Source organism: Microbacterium sp. CFBP9023, from assembly GCF_034045055.1.
Taxonomy (GTDB): domain Bacteria; phylum Actinomycetota; class Actinomycetes; order Actinomycetales; family Microbacteriaceae; genus Microbacterium.
This window is the reverse complement of the sequence record NZ_JAXCWI010000003.1, coordinates 329987-346156: the sequence shown is the minus strand read 5'-3', so window position 1 is coordinate 346156 and position 16170 is coordinate 329987. Positions and strand designations below refer to the sequence as shown.

Annotated in this window: 15 protein-coding genes; 10 read left to right on the top strand and 5 right to left on the bottom strand. The window is 68.7% G+C overall.

The window, feature by feature from the left end; translation table 11 throughout:
* The first annotated feature begins 42 nt into the window (after positions 1–42).
* The 8 genes from SOM10_RS16355 (at position 43) to SOM10_RS16320 (ending at position 5285) form a co-directional block, all read left to right on the top strand.
* Positions 43–456, top strand: a complete 414-nt coding sequence (locus tag SOM10_RS16355; protein WP_320491140.1) for a YbaB/EbfC family nucleoid-associated protein — start codon at positions 43–45, stop codon at positions 454–456.
* Positions 456–785, top strand: coding sequence for a type VII secretion target (locus SOM10_RS16350; RefSeq protein ID WP_053099004.1), 330 nt, complete (start codon positions 456–458; stop codon positions 783–785). The genes SOM10_RS16355 and SOM10_RS16350 overlap by 1 nt, the downstream gene beginning before the upstream one ends.
* Positions 782–2242: a glycohydrolase toxin TNT-related protein gene (locus SOM10_RS16345; RefSeq protein ID WP_053099003.1), complete on the top strand. Its 1461-nt coding sequence runs from the start codon at positions 782–784 to the stop codon at positions 2240–2242. Before SOM10_RS16350 ends, SOM10_RS16345 begins: the two co-directional genes overlap by 4 nt.
* The gene (locus SOM10_RS16340; protein WP_056277343.1) at positions 2239–2523 is read left to right on the top strand and encodes a hypothetical protein; all 285 of its coding nucleotides are present in this window, start codon (positions 2239–2241) and stop codon (positions 2521–2523) included. Before SOM10_RS16345 ends, SOM10_RS16340 begins: the two co-directional genes overlap by 4 nt.
* Entirely contained in the window at positions 2520–2963 is a 444-nt protein-coding gene (locus SOM10_RS16335; protein WP_320491136.1) for a hypothetical protein, read from the top strand. Before SOM10_RS16340 ends, SOM10_RS16335 begins: the two co-directional genes overlap by 4 nt.
* Entirely contained in the window at positions 2960–3220 is a 261-nt protein-coding gene (locus SOM10_RS16330; RefSeq protein WP_053099000.1) for a hypothetical protein, read from the top strand. Before SOM10_RS16335 ends, SOM10_RS16330 begins: the two co-directional genes overlap by 4 nt.
* Positions 3221–3311: 91 nt before the next feature.
* Positions 3312–3974, top strand: a complete 663-nt coding sequence (locus tag SOM10_RS16325; protein WP_053098999.1) for a TetR/AcrR family transcriptional regulator — start codon at positions 3312–3314, stop codon at positions 3972–3974.
* Between the two features lie 75 nt (positions 3975–4049).
* Positions 4050–5285, top strand: a complete 1236-nt coding sequence (locus SOM10_RS16320) for an acyl-CoA dehydrogenase family protein (RefSeq protein WP_320491134.1) — start codon at positions 4050–4052, stop codon at positions 5283–5285.
* A 30-nt stretch (positions 5286–5315) separates the two neighbouring features.
* Here the strand turns inward: SOM10_RS16320 and SOM10_RS16315 are convergent, their stop codons facing one another.
* Complete coding sequence (locus SOM10_RS16315; RefSeq protein WP_053098997.1) at positions 5316–5801, bottom strand: hypothetical protein; 486 nt, start codon at positions 5799–5801, stop codon at positions 5316–5318.
* Positions 5802–5842: 41 nt separating this feature from the next.
* Between SOM10_RS16315 and SOM10_RS16310 the strand changes: the two genes are divergently transcribed.
* Both SOM10_RS16310 and SOM10_RS16305 read left to right on the top strand, forming a co-directional pair.
* Complete coding sequence (locus SOM10_RS16310; protein ID WP_053098996.1) at positions 5843–7294, top strand: phytoene desaturase family protein; 1452 nt, start codon at positions 5843–5845, stop codon at positions 7292–7294.
* A 50-nt stretch (positions 7295–7344) separates the two neighbouring features.
* Positions 7345–8388, top strand: a complete 1044-nt coding sequence (locus SOM10_RS16305; RefSeq protein WP_320491129.1) for an ATP-dependent DNA ligase — start codon at positions 7345–7347, stop codon at positions 8386–8388.
* 3 nt (positions 8389–8391) lie between these two features.
* On the opposite strand, the gene ligD is transcribed toward SOM10_RS16305, so the two are convergent.
* The 4 genes from ligD to SOM10_RS16285 all read right to left on the bottom strand — a co-directional run bounded on the left by ligD (position 8392) and on the right by SOM10_RS16285 (position 16050).
* On the bottom strand, positions 8392–9444 hold the full coding sequence (gene ligD / locus SOM10_RS16300; RefSeq protein WP_056277321.1) for a non-homologous end-joining DNA ligase: 1053 nt from the start codon (positions 9442–9444) through the stop codon (positions 8392–8394).
* 41 nt (positions 9445–9485) lie between these two features.
* Complete coding sequence (locus tag SOM10_RS16295; RefSeq protein WP_320491128.1) at positions 9486–10619, bottom strand: SseB family protein; 1134 nt, start codon at positions 10617–10619, stop codon at positions 9486–9488.
* A gap of 26 nt (positions 10620–10645) precedes the next feature.
* Entirely contained in the window at positions 10646–13108 is a 2463-nt protein-coding gene (locus SOM10_RS16290) for an ATP-dependent helicase (RefSeq protein ID WP_053098992.1), read from the bottom strand.
* A 98-nt stretch (positions 13109–13206) separates the two neighbouring features.
* The gene (locus tag SOM10_RS16285) at positions 13207–16050 is read right to left on the bottom strand and encodes a lamin tail domain-containing protein (protein ID WP_320491126.1); all 2844 of its coding nucleotides are present in this window, start codon (positions 16048–16050) and stop codon (positions 13207–13209) included.
* Between the last annotated feature and the right edge of the window lie 120 nt (positions 16051–16170).

Genomic DNA, 16170 nt, shown 5'->3' with positions numbered 1-16170 from the left:
GTCGTCCGGTAGCATTCTTGTGCGTTGAATCAGGGGGAGACAATGACGGACACGTTCGACTGGTCGGATCCGATCGCCACACGGGCCCGCATCGAGCAGCAGGTCAAAGACGCAGAGCGCCGCGCGGCACAGGCCGAGCAGGTGCGCGACGACATCGCTGCCGTGCGTGAGCGGGCGACGTCGCCTGGCCGTGATGTCGCGGTCACGGTGGATTCCTCCGGTCGGCTCGCCGAGGTCACGCTCACGGATGCCGCATACGACCGATCCCCCGCAGCGCTGGGCGCTCTGATCGTCTCCCTCGCCGGAGATGCGCAGCGCGCGGCCGGCGCGAAGGCCGTCGAGATCGCCGCCGAGGCGTTCGGCGCGGACGACGCAGCCGTCGAGCACCTGCGTGAAGAGATCGCTCAGCTCCCCGACCCGAGTCAGGACGGCCAGCCACGGATCGAGTACCGCTGATGGCGGAGCTGATCGCGGTAGACACCGAGACGGTGCGCAGGCACGCGCAGCGCGTCGGCCAGATCGCGTCGGATGTCAGGCTCGCCGAGAACGCCGCCGGGTCGATGAACGTCGGCGGCGGGGCGTTCGGGGTGATGTGCGCATTCCTGGTTCCGCCTGCGCAACTCGTCTCGTCGATCGCCATCGGCGCGATCTCCGCCGCGGCGACCATGCTCGAGCAGTCCGAGGAACAGCTCAAAGGTCTCGCCGATGACTTCGATGAGGGCGAGCAGCGACAGCTCGACACGATCAGCGGTCTGATGGCATCGGTCGAGGGCGGCGTCCGATGACGCCGCCGAACCCGCTGGTGGCCGGACCGATCGATCCGACGACGCCGTTCAGCGGCGCAGGGCTGCTCGAGGACGGCTATGAGCTCGTCAATGCCATCGAGAGCGGAGACTGGGTGGCCGGAGGCCTCGCGTCGTTCTCCGCCCTGGCGAACACCGTCGCGACGGCGATGGATCCGCTCGGATCGCTGATCGCGGCGGGTCTGGGCTGGCTCATGGACCATCTCGAGCCGCTCAAAGGCTGGCTCAACGACCTGACCGGCGACGCGGGTGAGGTCGCCGGATTCGCCGCGACGTGGGGCAACATCGCCCAGCATCTGCAGCAGGCGGGCGAGACCCTCGATTCCCGACTCGCCGACGTGAGCTCGATGTCGGGCGAGGCGATCGCCGCGTACCTCCGACTCCAGGCGGACGTCGCCGCTCATATCTCCGCCGCGGGCGCGTGGGCGGGCGGCATGAAGACCGGCATGGAAGCGGCCTCCATGCTCGTCCAGGTCGTTCATGAGCTCGTGCGCGACACGCTCTCGCAGCTCGTGGGCTCGCTGATCTCCTACGCGAGCACGCTGGTCATCTCACTCGGCACCGCCACCCCATATGTCATCGCGCAGGCGACGAGCCGCGTCTCGGCGATGACCGCCCGGATCTCCGGCACGGTGCTCAAGCTCGTCGACGCCGTCACGGCTCTCGCCAAGCACCTGGACGAACTCAAGGCGCTCTTCCAGCGCCTCGGAGACCTCTTCTCGCGCGGTCCGGGCGGCGGAAACGCTCCCTCCGGCCCCGGAGCACCGCACAGCCCGAACGGCACGCCTCCCCACAACCCGCCGGACGGCACGACGCCGGACGGGCCCACCTCGCCCGGTCCCAGCGTGCGTGACCAGAGCATGCTCACCGACGAGCAGCTCCAGACATATCTCGAGCGCAACTACCCGCAGTACGCCGACGACTTCGCCGACACCGGCACGCTCCCACCCGACGTGCAGATCCCCAAGGGCCCTGAGGTCCTTCAGCCGGATGGGAGCATCGACTGGAGCCAAGTGCCCGGCGGCGGGTACGTGCTGGATGCCAACGACAATCCGATCCGACAGCCGCACACGCCGCAGCCCGGTGACGTGCTCGACCGCTACGGTCCCCCCGACGGTCGATACACCTCACCGGTGCCGGATGACGGGCCGTACACGTACGACCAGCGTTCCCTGCCCTACGTCGAGAATCCCGCGCACTACCACCGCTACGAGGTCGTCGGCGATCTGTCCGATCTGCGTGGTGCGTTCGACAGCGCCCCTCAGCACGTCAAGGACGAACTCCTGGCGGGCGGTCTCAAGCCCGAATACCTCGGTTCACAGGGGTACCAGGGAGACATCGCGCCCGGATTCGGCTCGCCGGGTGGCGGCTCCCAGGTGCAGCTTCCGCTCACCGCCGAGCAGCTCATCGCGCTGGGCCTGCTTAAGGAGATCCCATGACGAACCTCACCGCCGCCGACGCACAGCGCATCATCCAGGACGAACAGCTCACCGCCACCGCGAACTGGTTCGGGCGCACCGGCCGTCGCGAACGGTCGGCATGGATCGATCGCGACGGCGATGAGTGGATCGTGTGGGACACCGACGAGCGCGGCGACCGGTTCTTCGGCCCGTCGCGCTTCTCCTCCGAAGCCGAGGCTCTCGACCAGTTCCTGCGGATGGCACGGTCGCACAAGGCAGCGGATTCCACCGCTGTGCGCCGGATCGGGGACTCCGCATGACCGAGCTCTGGATCGGCCCCGACGGCCGCGCCCTCACTCGCGAGCCCGTGCCGGCCGGCGCGGAGGTCTGGGACATGTACGGCCCCGTGAACACCCGTTACGTCTACCTCGTCGAGAACGGGCAGCCCGCTGCGTATCCTGAGCGCTCGCTCCCCTGGGTCGAGAATCCGTCGGCGTACCACCAGTTCATCGTCCTCGGCGATTGCGTACACGTCCGTGCCGCATACGAGCGATCCGGCGATGCCGCGCTTCGCCGCGACCTGGATGATCTCGTGGACATCGGCTACTACCGCTGGGACGAGCCCATCTACAGCGGCAGGGTGGCTCCCGCATTCGGCGAACCCGGCGGCGCCACCCAGCTCGTGCTGCCCCTGCCGCTCTCGTTCTATCTGCGACTCGGACTCGTGCGCGAACTGAGCGTCCCTGGAGGACTGGCATGAACCGTGACACCGTGCTCGCCGACCTCCGCGCACGCGGCCATGCCGGGTACTCCCTCTTCGAGGACCCGCGCGGCAAGCCGAACGTCATCGTCCTGACCTTCGGCAGGAACGGTTTCCAGACCTGGATCCAAGACGAACGCGCACAACCCATCGCCGGTTCGCTCCGCGCCTTCGACGCGGAATCCGAGGCCCTCGCCGACTTCACCCACCGGGTGGAGATCTGGAACCGCGTCAGCGGCGTCCGTCCGACGGCATAGACGGCCACGGCTCCGTCCGGTCGCAACGGCCTCACGCCCTACGGCGACCGCCCATGATCGTCGACGACATCGACAGGTCTAGGCTCATTCCATGCACGAATCCGCAGAACTGCGCACCGGCGTCGTGGCCGCTGCACTCGAGCTCTTCGCGTCACAGGGCTTCGACCAGACCTCCGTCGAGCAGATCGCGAAGGCCGCAGGCGTCTCACGCTCGACCTTCTTCCGCCAGTTCGGCGGCAAAGAGGATGTGGTCTTCGCGGACCATGAGGTGCTGCTCGACCAGTTGCGGACCTTCCTCGCGGAAGGGCATGACGATCCCTGGCGTGCGGTCTGCGCGGCATCCGAGTCGGTCTTCGCCCACTTCGCGCACGATCCCGAACTCGCGCGTCGCCGCTATCAGATCGTCCGCCAGGTGCCGGTGCTCCGTGAGCGCGAGATCATCACGGTGTTCCGCTACGAGCGGCTGTTCGACGACTATCTGCGCAGCTCGCTCCCCGGGATCGATCCTCTCGATGCCGTCGGGTTCTCCGCCCTCGTCACCGCCGTGCACAACCATGTGCTGCGGCAGCTGCTGCGCGGCAAGAAGAAGGTGCCGCTCTCGACGCTGCAGACGGCGCTCGCCGACGTCCGCCGCCGCTACGGGGTGCCTTCCGACGCGGTCTCCGAGGCTCCGGATGACGTGGTCGTCGCCGTGTTCCCTCGCTCGATGCCGATCGCCGAGGTCACCCGGCGCCTGCGCTCTCAACTCGACTGAACCAGGACTCTCTCCACCGGAGTCGTGAAACCGAGTTTCACAGCGTACGATACTTGGTGTCACGAAGGAGTCACCATGAGCACCGCAGCCTCTCCCCTGCCCGGCGAGCGCGTCTCGTCGTACGACATCACCGGGCGACAGGACAGCGATTATTACGCCGTCTTCGCCGACATCCCCGACGCCGACCGGTCGGCCTGGGATCGCGCCAAGGCCTACATCGACGAGGTCGGGCCTCAGATGGCGGACGCCTGGGATCGCGCGGAGTATCCGCTCGAGGCCGCGCGCCGAATGGGCGAGATGGATCTCGTCGTCGATGGCATCGAGCATCCTGCCCTCACCCGGCTCTCCCCCCTCGCTGCCGGGCTCGTGAACATGGAGATCTCGCGCGGCGACGGGTCGCTCGGCACCGTGCTCGCCGTCCAAGGCGGGCTCGCGCTGCGCACCCTGGCGCTCTTCGGATCCCCCGCTCAGCAGGAGAAGTGGCTCACGGCTCTGGCAGACGGCTCGGTCTTCGGATCCTTCGCCCTCACCGAGCCCGACCACGGGTCTGACTCGGTATCGCTGGAGACCGTGGCCCGCCGCGATGGCGACGAGTGGGTCATCCGCGGCGCGAAGAAGTGGATCGGCAACGGCGCCTCGGGCGGCATCACTTTCGTCTGGGCCCGCGTCGACGACGAGAGGGCGCCCGAACACGGTGCGGTCCGGTGCTTCCTCGTCGAACAGGACACCCCTGGATACTCAGGGACCCCGATCCGCGGCAAGGCCTCGCTGAGGGCGATCCACCAGGCTCACATCGTGCTCGACGACGTCCGGGTGCCGCTCGACTCCGTGCTCCCTGGCACCAAGAGCTTCAAGGACGCGTCGGTCGTCCTCTACGCCACCCGCTCAGGGGTCGCGTGGTCGGCCCTCGGCCACGCGACGGCCTGCTACGAGGCGGCGCTGGCCTACTCGACCCAGCGCATCCAGTTCGGCAAGCCGCTCGCCAAGTTCCAGATGGTGCAGGAGCGCCTCACGCACATGCTCGAGGACCTCACGGCCATGCAGCTGTACTGCCGTCGCCTCGCAGACCTCGAGACCGCGGGTGAGCTTCGCCCCACGCAGGCCTCGCTGGCGAAGTTCCACAACACGCGAGCAGCTCGACGCGTGGCATCCGTCGCCCGTGACCTCCTCGGCGGCAACGGCATCCTGCTCGAGAACGGTGTGATGCAGCACATGGCCGACATCGAGGCGATCCACACCTATGAGGGCACCGAGAGCGTGCAGGCGCTGCTGCTCGGGCGCGACATCACGGGGATGAGCGCCTTCACCTGAGCGCTCACCACCGCGGTGCCGACGAGGACGTCAGTCGCAGCCGCAGCCGCCGGCCGGCGTCTTCACCATGAAGCAGACGTCGCACACGCCGTAGTCGCGCTCTTCCGTCTTGGTCGCGCGCTCGGCCTTCGGCGCAGCCGCGACACGAGGGGTCGTCGATCTCTTCGCCTTGACAGGCGCGATCGGGCGGAACTCGCTCGGGTGCGTCACGTAGAAGTACGGTGCGCGGCCCTCGCTCGGCTGCAGTCGCAGGGGCGTCGAGCCGATGACGATCGTCTCGTCCTCGGTGAAGCCGTTGGTGTAGGTCTTGCCGATGTGCAGCGGGGCGCCGTCGCCGCGGCGGATAGCCTCGATGTAGCGACCGCGGTCGATATAGGAGGAGATGCCGACGGCGTCGGTGATCGCGGAGATGAACTCGTGGTTCTCCTCGGCGATGCGATGCGCGCGGAGCGCCTCCGCGAGGGTTCGGTACGGACGGGAGTTGCCTGTGGGGGTCGGGCCCTGAACTTCATTCATTTCCTCAAGGATCTCACGCCCGGGCATGGAAGACTGGCCGAATGGCACGCGCGACGATCATCGGCTCCGGACCGAACGGCCTGGCGGCGGCTGTGTCCCTCGCGCGCGCCGGCTACGAGGTGCACGTGCTCGAAGCCGCCGACACGATCGGCGGCGGAGTCCGCACGACGGAATCGACCCTCTCGGGCTTCCGGCACGACGTCTGCGCCGCCGTGCACCCGGCCGCGCTCTCTTCGTCGTTCTTCCAGGCGTTCGGCCTCGCCGAACGGGTGGACTGGATCCTCCCCGACATCTCGTACGCGCACCCGCTAGACGGCGGCAGAGCCGGAATCGCATGGCGCGACATCGAACGCACCGCGGCAGGGCTCGGCGTCGACGAGCGGGCCTGGCTGTCGCTCCTGCGCCCGCTCAGCACTCACGTCGAGGGTGTCGTCGACTTCACCGGCAATCAGATGCTCAGGGTGCCTCGCGAGCCGATCACGGCTCTCCGGTTCGCCCTGCGGATGCTCGACCAGGGCACGCCGCTCGCCCGGCGCAGCTTCCGCACCGAAGAGGCCGCCGCGCTGATGGCCGGTGTCCTGGCGCACGCGAACACCCCGCTCCCCTCGCTCGCCGGTGCCGCAGCCGGGCTGCTGCTCGCCGCGCAGGCGCACGCCGGCGGATGGATGTACCCGCGAGGCGGCGCGCAGCGCATCGCCGACAGCATGGTCGCCGATATCGAGGCCCATGGCGGATCCGTCGAATCGGGCATCCACGTCACCGACCTGGGATCGCTCGACTGGGGCGACCCCGCCCGTGGTGATCTGCTGATGCTGAACACATCGCCCCGCCTCACCCTCACCCATCCGGACATCCCCGCGGCCTACGCGCGGGCGATCCGCAACTACCGATACGGCCCCGCCGCTGCGAAGGTGGATTTCGCTCTCGACGGGCCGATTCCCTGGGCGAATCCCGACGTCGCCCAGTCGCCCACCGTCCACATCGGCGGATCGGCCGCGGAGACGTGGGCGAGTGAGAACGCTGTCGCCCGGGGACGGATCAGCGACCGACCGTACGTCCTGACGGTGCAGCCCTCGGTCTTCGACCCCAGCAGGGCGCCGGAGGGCAAGGCGGTGCTGTGGGCGTACATCCATGTTCCCCAGGACTCCGATCTCGACGCCACCGAACTCATCACGCGTCAGGTCGAGCGATTCGCACCGGGATTCCGGGACCTCATCCTCGCGCACCACTCGGTGCCGGCGTCGTCGCGCGAGGCGGTCAACCCGTCGGAGATCGGCGGCGACATCCTCGGCGGGGCGTTCACGATCCCGCAGGCGCTGCGGCGCCCGGTCCTCGGCATCGCGCCCTGGCGCACTCCGATGCACGGGGTGTACCTCGCGTCGGCGTCGACACCGCCCGGCCCGGGCGTCAACGGCATGGCGGGATGGCATGCCGCCCGCACGGCGCTCAAGGATGCCGGCATGCGCGTCTCCCTCGACGACCTCTTCTCCTGACGGGCGAAATCACCCTTCTGCCACGACGCGACCGACGCCAGGATGGATCCATGCGCTACGAGATCCCGTCCCCGATGCTGGCGAAGGCGGCAGCATCCGTCCCCGATCCCGCGAAGACCGCCGGAGGGCTGCTGTTCGAGCCCAAGTGGGACGGATTCCGCGGGCTGATCGCCTGGGACGGCGAGACCGTCGAGATCGGCTCCCGCGGAGCGAAACCGCTGACGAGATACTTCCCCGAGCTCGTCGAGGCGATCCCGCGACTGCTTCCGAGGCCGTGCCTGCTCGACGGAGAGATCGTCGTGGCCACGGGCCGCGAGGGGGCGCAGCGACTCGATTGGGAGGCGCTGAGTCAGCGCATCCATCCCGCGGCCTCACGAGTGGCGAAGCTCGCTGCGGAGACGCCTGCGATGTTCATCGCCTTCGATCTGCTGGCCGTCGACGACGAAGACCTCCTGAGCACTCCGTTCGCCGAACGCCGCGCGCGCCTGGAGACCCTGATGGACGGGGTCGAGCATCCCCTGCACATCACGCGCACCACCCGCGATCGGGACGCCGCCGTGCGCTGGCTCGCCGAGTTCGAGGGCGCAGGCCTCGACGGGGTCGTCGCCAAGCCACTCGATCAGCCGTACGCGCCCGGAAAGCGCACCCTCATCAAGATCAAGCATGCCCGCACCGCTGACGTGGTCGCGCTCGGCTACCGCGTGCACAAGTCCGGGTCCGGCGTCGGGTCTCTGCTCGTCGGCCTCTACGACTCCGACGGCACGCTGCGGCAAGTCGGCGGCGTGGCCGCATGGAGTGATGTGCGCCGCCGGGAGCTCGTCGAGGAGCTCGCCCCGCTCGTGCAGCGCGACGACTCCGGCGAGGCCCTCACCGGCGAGGGTGAGCGTTCGCGCTTCAGCGGATCCAAGGATGTCTCGTTCGTCCGACTGCGCCCCGAGCTCGTGCTCGAGGTGCGCTACGACCAGCTCGAGGGTTCGCGGTTCCGCCATACGGTGCAGTTCGACCGCTGGCGTCCGGACCGGGATGCGCGCTCGTGCACCTACGACCAGCTCGACACCGTGGCCGGGTACGACCTGGCCGAGGTCATCGGCTGAGGCTCACTCCTCGACGGGATCGCCGTTCGCATCCCAGTGGGCGTCGACCTTCTTGCTGGGCTGCACGCGTGGGGGCTCTCCGGGCATCTTGGGGAACTCGGGCGGGAACGACAACTCGCCGAGGCCCGCCGCCTTGTCCCGCTCCCACCACTCGAGAAGCGTGTCGATGCGCCCCGGCTCGTCCTGCTTGCCCGCCCAGGGATCACCGACCTCGGCGAGTCTCTTCGGGATGCTGCGGACGGTGAAGACCGCGGGGTCGAGACCGTCCAGCTCGTCCCAGTACACGGGCGTCGAGACCGTGGCCCCGGGAAGCGCGCGGGGGCTGTAGGCACCGGCCATCGTGCGGTCGCGGTTCGCCTGGTTGAAGTCGATGAAGACCCGCTGACCACGCTCCTCCTTCCACCAGCTCATCGTGACCTGCTCCGGCATCCGTCGCTCCAGCTCGCGGCCGGCTGCGATCACGGCGTGCCGCACATCGAGGAACTCATGAGTCGGTTCGATGGGCGCGAACACGTGCAGTCCACGGTTGCCGCTGGTCTTCACGAACGCGGTGAGACCGACCTCCTCGAGCACCTCTCTCAGCGCGTGCGCGGCGGGGATGGCATCCGCGAACCCCGTGCCGGGCTGCGGGTCGAGGTCGATCCGCAACTCGACGGGATTGTCCGGGTCGGTGGCGAGGGACGCCCAGGGGTGGAAGACGATCGTGTTCATCTGCGCCGCCCAGACGATCGCGCTCGGGCGATTCAGGACGATCTGCGGATGCCGACGCGCACTGTTGTAGGTCACGGTGACGGCGTCGACATAGTCGGGCGTTCCCTTGGGCGGGTTCTTCGAGAAGAACCCGTCGCTTCCCACGCCGTCGCGGAAGCGCTCGAGCGAGACGGGACGATTCCCGTTCGCCTCGAGGAACGGCACGCTGACGAGCTGGAAGTACTCCGCGAGCTCGGCCTTCGTGATGCCGTCCTTCGGCCAGACGACCCTGTTCGGGCTCGAGAGCGCGACCTCGCGCTCTCCATCGGGATCGATGACTGTCAGGGTCACGCGTTCTGAGGCCATGCTCCGACCCTAGAGGGCCGGTGCGACGCGGGGGAAGCCCGTCAGTCGTCGATGTCGATCGCGAGGATCAGCACCGAGGTGAGAGCGTCGCGCTCGACCACGATGCTGGGGCCGGCCGGATCGATGATGACCCCGGCCATATCGATGTGGCTGGAGAGGATCTTGGCCAGCTGCAGCGGCTCGAACGGCAGCGGTCGATCGCCCCGACCGAGCGCGAGCACCTCGAGCGGGTGCGAGAAGAGCTGGAGGAACCGCTTGCCTTCGGGAGTCTGCGCTTCGGCGATCCCGACCTGTCCGCCGGGATTTCCCTCGTTGACGGCGACCCACATGCGCTTCGTCGCGAGCGCCTCACCGACCTTCGATGCGGTGTCCTGCTCACGCGGCGCGGCGATCAGCGACTTGACCGTCATGTCGACGTCTGCCTGCTCGAGCGCCTTCTGCAGGAGCTCGGACGGGAACACCACGCGGTGCGGTGCAGAGGCGTTGTCGACGATGAGGCCGGCGAAGTCACCCGAGACGACCTGCTGCAGAACGGACGTGACAGGCTGGGCGACGGCAGATGTCGCCGTCGGGTCCTTCTCGAGCTGCACGGAGTCTCGGACAGCGGCGGCCGAACTGAACGCGAGCATGAACTGACGATCGCCATCACGCACGACCGCGACAGCGAGAGGCTTGCCCTCACTGATCTGCGCGCGTGCATCACCGTTGACGCGGATGTACATGTGCCCCTGCAGCGCCTGGCGGAGCACTCCGAGCAGCTGCTCGTTCGTGGCGCCCTGCTCGACCTCTTTCAGGGATTCACGCAGCAGGACGTTGTCCTTCATGCCCGGGACGGTCTCGGTCTGCTCGGGCGGCATCGCGGGCGCCAGCGGCAGTCGACGCTCGGGCTCGGCCACGGGGGCAGGTGCCGGCGCAGCGGGAGCAGGGGCGGGTGCTGTCGCAGGCGCCGATGCTGCCGGCGCGTCAGGACCGGGCAGCTCGACCTCCGGTCCCGCCTGAGCACCGACCCCACGGAACGCCTGGACGGAGATACCGATGGTGGGCGTGGCCTCGGCGGCGTCCGCCGGCGCCTCCGCACCGTCCGGAGTCTCGTCGGCGGACTCCTCGGTCTCGGTGTCGAACTGGTCGGCGACGACGTCGTCGGCGGACTTCTTGCGGCGGGAGAACAGGGCCATATCAGCCAGCCTAACCCGCCAGAGGGCTAGATCTTCTCGATCGGCGCGACCTTGATCAGGAGCTTCTTCTGGCCGGCGGAATCGAAGCGCACGTGCGCGATGCGCTTGGCACCCTCGCCCGTCACCGCGTCGACCCGTCCGTCGCCGAAGTCCGTGTGGCGGATGCGATCCCCGGCGGCGAGTTCGAGGTCGCCGTTGTCACGCATCTTCGCCGTCACGCGGTTGGGGAACTTGTCCATCGCGGTCGAGAGCGGCTTGAGAGAGTCGCGCCCCGGCAGCTGCTTCACCGCGAAACGGTCGCCGGAACCGGAGCCGCCGGAGCCGCCGAATCCGCCTGCCCGGCGCGCATTGAGCGCACGGGACTGCATGCCTCCCCGGGAGTTGACGTCGCCGGGCGACTGGCGCCAGTCGATGAGTCCGGCGGGGATCTCCTGCAGGAAGCGGCTGGGCATCGCGACCGAGACCTCGCCGAACTGGGCCCTGGTCATCGCGAGCGACAGGTGCAGGCGCTTCCGCGCGCGCGTGATGCCGACGTAGAAGAGCCTCCGCTCTTCCTGAGGACCGCCCGGCTCCCCAGCCGAGATGCGGTGCGGGATCAGATCCTCTTCGACGCCGGTCACGAAGACCGCGTCGTACTCGAGCCCCTTCGCGGTGTGCATCGTCATCATCGACACCGACCCTGATTCGTCATCGAGGTCATCGGCATCCGAGACCAGGGCGACCTCTGTGAGGAAGTCCACGATCGTCCCGTCAGGATTGTTGCGCGCGAAGTCCCGCGCGACGGCGACGAACTCGTCGAGGTTCTCGACGCGCGCCTCATCCTGTGGGTCGCGGCTCGCCCGCAGGGCGTCGAGGTAGCCGCTCTTCGACAGCAGCACGCTGAGCCCGTCGGCGACGGTGGTCGGAGCGGGAACCTCGCCGGAGGCGGGGAGCATGATCTCCGTCGCCTCGGCCAGCACGGCATCGAGCTGGGCGATGCCGGCCTGGATCTTCGGACCGAAGCCCAGCTGCTCGGGCACGGACAGGGCCTGCCGGAACGTGATGTCGTGGTCTTCGGCGAACCGGGCGATCGCCGTCTCGGTCACATCGCCGATGCCGCGCCTGGGCTTGTTCAGGATGCGGCGGACAGCCATCTCGTCGGCCGGGTTCGCGACGGCGACCAGGTAGGCGAGGGCGTCCTTGATCTCGGCACGCTCGTAGAACTTCGTGCCGCCCATGATCTTGTAGGGCACGGCGGAGCGGATGAAGATCTCCTCCAGCGCACGCGATTGCGAGTTCGTGCGGTAGAAGACGGCCATCTCGGAGTACGGCATGCCGGCGCGGTGCAGCGCCTCGACCTCGTCGGCGACGAATTGGGCCTCATCGTGCTGGGAGTACCCGGTGAAGCCGACGATCATGTCGCCGTCGCCCTTGTCGCTCCAGAGCTTCTTGTCCTTGCGGTCGAAGTTGTTGCCGATCACCGCGTTCGCCGCCGAGAGGATGTTCTGCGTCGAGCGATAGTTCTGCTCGAGCAGCACGACGCGAGCGCCGGGGAAGTCGCGCTCGAACTCGCTGATGTTGCGGATGTCGGCGCCGCGGAACGCGTAGATCGACTGGTCGGAATCACCCACCACGGTGAGTGACGCGCCTTCGAGCTCCGGCGTGGTCTCCGGCTCGAAGATCATCATGCCGTCGGAGGCATACGGGTCGGGCGAATCGCCCGAGACCGGACGCGTCAGCTCGTGGATGAGGGCGTACTGAGCGTGGTTCGTGTCCTGGTACTCGTCGACCAGCACATGACGGAACCTGCGCCGATAGGTGTCGGCGACCTGCGGGAAGGCGCGGAACAGATAGACGGTCTGGCCGATCAGGTCGTCGAAGTCGAACGCGTTCGCCTTCTGCAGCTGCCGCTGGTAGTCGGCGAAAAGCTCGACGAAGATCCGCTCGGCCGGGTCGTTCATGTTCGCCTGTCGCGCATACGCGTCGGCATCCGACAGCTCGTTCTTGAGCTTGGAGATGCGCGACTGCACGGCCCCGGGAGTGAGACCGTAGGCATCGGCCTCGTGCTGCTTGACCAGCCGCTTGATGAGCGCCCGCGAATCACCGGAGTCGTAGATCGTGAATGACTTGGTGAACCCGAACTGCTGAGCCTCACGCCGGAGGATCCGCACGCAGGCGGAGTGGAACGTCGAGATCCACATGCCCCGCGCCGCGTCGCCCACGATCGCCTCGACGCGCTCGCGCATCTCACCGGCGGCCTTGTTGGTGAAGGTGATCGCGAGGATCTGGCTGGGCCATGCCTCGCGTGACCTCAGCAGAGAGGCGATGCGCCGTGTCAGCACGCTGGTCTTGCCGGAGCCTGCACCCGCGACGATCAGCAGCGCGGGTCCGCGGTAGGTCACCGCTTCGAGCTGCTGCGGGTTGAGGCCGGCGAGGAGGTCGTCCTGTCCCTGCGCTCCGGTGGAGCGAGGGCCGACGGATCCGGGGACGATGAGGGGGGCTTCGGTCATGGCTCTACGAGTCTAGGCCGCGCCACCGACACTGCCGGCGGATGGGGCGGATGCACGGGATCGCGTGCATCCGCCCCATCCTCGTCGCGTCGCTCGTGTCAGCTGACGCGCCGGCGCCGACCGGCGACGAGCGCACCGCCGACGACGAGCATCAGGGCCAGAGCGATCAGGGCCACGGGCGCCTCCGCGCCGGTCGCAGCGAGGCCGGCGGCACCGTCACGGTCGTCACCGGAAGGCGCGCCGCCGGGCTGGCTCGAGACCGGGCCTTCGCCAGGAGTCTGCCCCGGGTTCTCCCCGGGCCCTTCGCCGGGCGTCTCTCCGGTCACTCCGGGAAGGGTGCCGACTCGCAGCGCCTCGGCGGCGAAACCGTCGGCGAACCACCAGACCGGACGCTCACCGTCGACCGACAGCGAGGCCGGGGCGGTCGCGAATCCCTCGTTGTTGATGTCGGGCATGCCGGCAGGGCGGGCGAAGTGCGCGATGCCGGGCTGTTCGGTGCCGTTCAGCGTGATCTGGGCCGACTGCCCCTGGCAGCCGTCGTCGCAGACCGCCCACAGCACGTCGAGCACGCTGTCGTAGTCGAGCGCCATGACGCCAGGCAGACCGGGTGCGATCTCCGACACCAGCGTGGCCTGGCCGTCGGCGCCGAGCGCGAACGCGTAGACGTGACCGTTGTCCTCGACCGCGACGAAGAACAGGCCGCCGCCGTGTCCGGCGTAGTCTGCCGAGTCGTACGGGGCCGCGGTGTTGACGTCGAAGAGTGCGCCGTCGAGAGCGCTGTCCGGCACCCACTGCACCGCCTCCATGCCGAGGTTCGCTCCCACGGCGGGGAGCGACGAGGTCAGATCCCACTCCTGCTCGGCGACGAGGTCGTCGGCGGAGGCTTCGGGGTCGACCCTCAGGATGGTGTTCTGGTTCACGCCCTTGGCGCTGTTGTCGCGCTCGGAGGCGACGTAGACCGATCCCTCGCCGTCGACGGTGATGCCCTCGGTGTCGGGGCCTGCGGCGTTCGGGTCGCCGGCATCCTTCTGGAATCGCACGCGCTTGCCCGACTCCCACCCGGCGATCTGCGAGAACGAGCCGTCGGCGTGGGCCTCGAGCTTCCAGATGCGCCCCTCGCCGTTGTCCACGGCCCAGAGGAACGATCCGTCCGACGTCTCCTGCACGTCGAGACCCGAGCTGTCCTCGAGGAACGTCGGCGCGGTGTCGAGCACCCGGACGTCGGCCGAACCCGGCCATGGCGAGACGGGGATCTCGCCGGCGCAGATGTTCGCCGCACCCTTCGTGCTCTCCGCGGTCGCCGCGAAGGTGCCGGCGATGTCCGGGCAGCGCCCCCACGTGGTGGCCGCGTGCCCTGCGCCCCACGTGGTGGAGTCGATGAGCAGATCTCCGTCGAAGACGCGCACGGAGTCGCCGTCACCCAGACCGAAGCCGAGGTCCGTGCCCTCGATGACGAGGTATCCGCCCGCGGCGATGGTGGTCGCGGCCGGAATGACGTAGGAGTGGGTGTCGTCGTCGTCCTTCACGACGACGCCGGAGACGTCGAGGGCGGATGCGGTCGGGTTGACGAGTTCGATCCAGTCACCGGGCGATCCGCCGTCGGACTCGACCTCGTTGATCCGCACCGGGTTGCCGCACGCGTTGCGCTGGCCCTTGGTCGAGACCGCGATGTCGGCGAACTCTCCAGCTCGGTCCGCGCATCGCGCGAGGACGCCCGCCGCATGCGCCGCGTAGACGTGCTCGTCGACGATGTTGAGGTTCGCGTCGCGCAGCGTGACGGCGTCGCCGTTGCCCAGACCGAACACGAAGTCCTTCGGCTGGTCGAAGACGAGGTACGCGCCGGGTTCGAGCACGGTGCCCGCGGGCAGCGGCGTCGTCTCCGCCGCGTGGCCGACCGGGTCGCCGTCCATGACGGTCCAGCCGGAGAGGTCGACCGGTGTGCTGCCCGAGTTGACGACCTCGACCCAGTCGGTCGCGTCGCCGTCGGATTCGATCTCGTTGATCACGACGTCCGGCATGACGCACGTGTTCGTCACCCCCGGGGTCGCATATGCGAGCACGAAGGCGCCCTCTCCGTCGGGGCAGCGTGCGAGGGTCGCGGCGATGGCGTCGCCGTCGATGGCGGCATGGCCGCTCCATGCCTGCGTGTCGTCGACCAGCACGCCAGCCGTGTCGAACAGGCGGATGCGGTCGGCGCTGCCGATTCCGATCGGATCGCGGAAGGCCGTCTCGACGCCACCGACGAGACCGATGGTGCCCTCCTCGACGACGAGGAACTCGCCGGCGGCGATCTCCGTGTCCGGCAGGAACTGCCAGCGGTGGTCGTCGGAGTTGTCGCGGATCTCGTAGCCCGAGATGTCGAGAGGGGCATCGCCCGCGTTGTGGAACTCCACCCAGTCCGCCGGCTGCGAGTCGACCTCATTGATCGCGATGGTGCCGCCCAGAGGTTCGTCGGATGCGAAGACGTTCGCCGCGCCCTTCGTGGACTCGGACGTCTCCGCCCATTCGACGATGCCGTCGACCTCCCGCGCTCCCCAGGTCACTGCAGCGTGAGCCGCCCACGATGTCTCGTCCACGAGCACGGCGCTCGGGTCGAACAGTCGCACCTGGTCTTCTTTGCCGAGGCCGAAGGCGAAGTCGCCCGCTCCGGCATCGGCCTGGTCGAGAACGAGATGCGCGCCGGGCTCGATCAGCGATCCGTCCGGGAACGTGTACGCCTCATCTTCGCCGTCGTCCTTGACGACGAAACCGCTCAGGTCGACCGCGACGGCCGACGTGTTGACGAACTCGATCCAGTCGCCGGGTGCTCCCCCGCTCGACTCGACTTCGTTGATGCGGACACCGGGTTCGGCTCCGGTGGCGGCGAGCGGTACGGCGAGCAGGGCGGCAGCGCTGAGCGCGCAGACCGTCGTGACCGCAGCCGCAGAGTGCAGGCGGGACATAGGGCTCCTGAGGGAATCAGTCGGGTAGGACTCCACATCAGCGATCCCGCATGGCCGAACGACGGCGTGCAGGTGCACGGATGGTGAACGACCGGTGGCGGTTCGCCATCGGCCCGGGAG

Bases quoted from the DNA above. Each gene is read 5' to 3' on its own strand.
- SOM10_RS16340 (WP_056277343.1), top strand. From the start codon at position 2,239: ATGACGAACCTCACCGCCGCCGACGCACAGCGCATCATCCAGGACGAA.
- SOM10_RS16315 (WP_053098997.1), bottom strand. From the start codon at position 5,801: ATGAATGAAGTTCAGGGCCCGACCCCCACAGGCAACTCCCGTCCGTAC.
- ligD (WP_056277321.1), bottom strand. From the start codon at position 9,444: ATGGCCTCAGAACGCGTGACCCTGACAGTCATCGATCCCGATGGAGAG.
- SOM10_RS16355 (WP_320491140.1), top strand. From the start codon at position 43: ATGACGGACACGTTCGACTGGTCGGATCCGATCGCCACACGGGCCCGC.
- SOM10_RS16285 (WP_320491126.1), bottom strand. From the start codon at position 16,050: ATGTCCCGCCTGCACTCTGCGGCTGCGGTCACGACGGTCTGCGCGCTC.
- SOM10_RS16330 (WP_053099000.1), top strand. From the start codon at position 2,960: ATGAACCGTGACACCGTGCTCGCCGACCTCCGCGCACGCGGCCATGCC.
- SOM10_RS16345 (WP_053099003.1), top strand. From the start codon at position 782: ATGACGCCGCCGAACCCGCTGGTGGCCGGACCGATCGATCCGACGACG.
- SOM10_RS16325 (WP_053098999.1), top strand. From the start codon at position 3,312: ATGCACGAATCCGCAGAACTGCGCACCGGCGTCGTGGCCGCTGCACTC.
- SOM10_RS16310 (WP_053098996.1), top strand. From the start codon at position 5,843: ATGGCACGCGCGACGATCATCGGCTCCGGACCGAACGGCCTGGCGGCG.
- SOM10_RS16305 (WP_320491129.1), top strand. From the start codon at position 7,345: ATGCGCTACGAGATCCCGTCCCCGATGCTGGCGAAGGCGGCAGCATCC.
- SOM10_RS16350 (WP_053099004.1), top strand. From the start codon at position 456: ATGGCGGAGCTGATCGCGGTAGACACCGAGACGGTGCGCAGGCACGCG.
- SOM10_RS16320 (WP_320491134.1), top strand. From the start codon at position 4,050: ATGAGCACCGCAGCCTCTCCCCTGCCCGGCGAGCGCGTCTCGTCGTAC.
- SOM10_RS16295 (WP_320491128.1), bottom strand. From the start codon at position 10,619: ATGGCCCTGTTCTCCCGCCGCAAGAAGTCCGCCGACGACGTCGTCGCC.
- SOM10_RS16290 (WP_053098992.1), bottom strand. From the start codon at position 13,108: ATGACCGAAGCCCCCCTCATCGTCCCCGGATCCGTCGGCCCTCGCTCC.
- SOM10_RS16335 (WP_320491136.1), top strand. From the start codon at position 2,520: ATGACCGAGCTCTGGATCGGCCCCGACGGCCGCGCCCTCACTCGCGAG.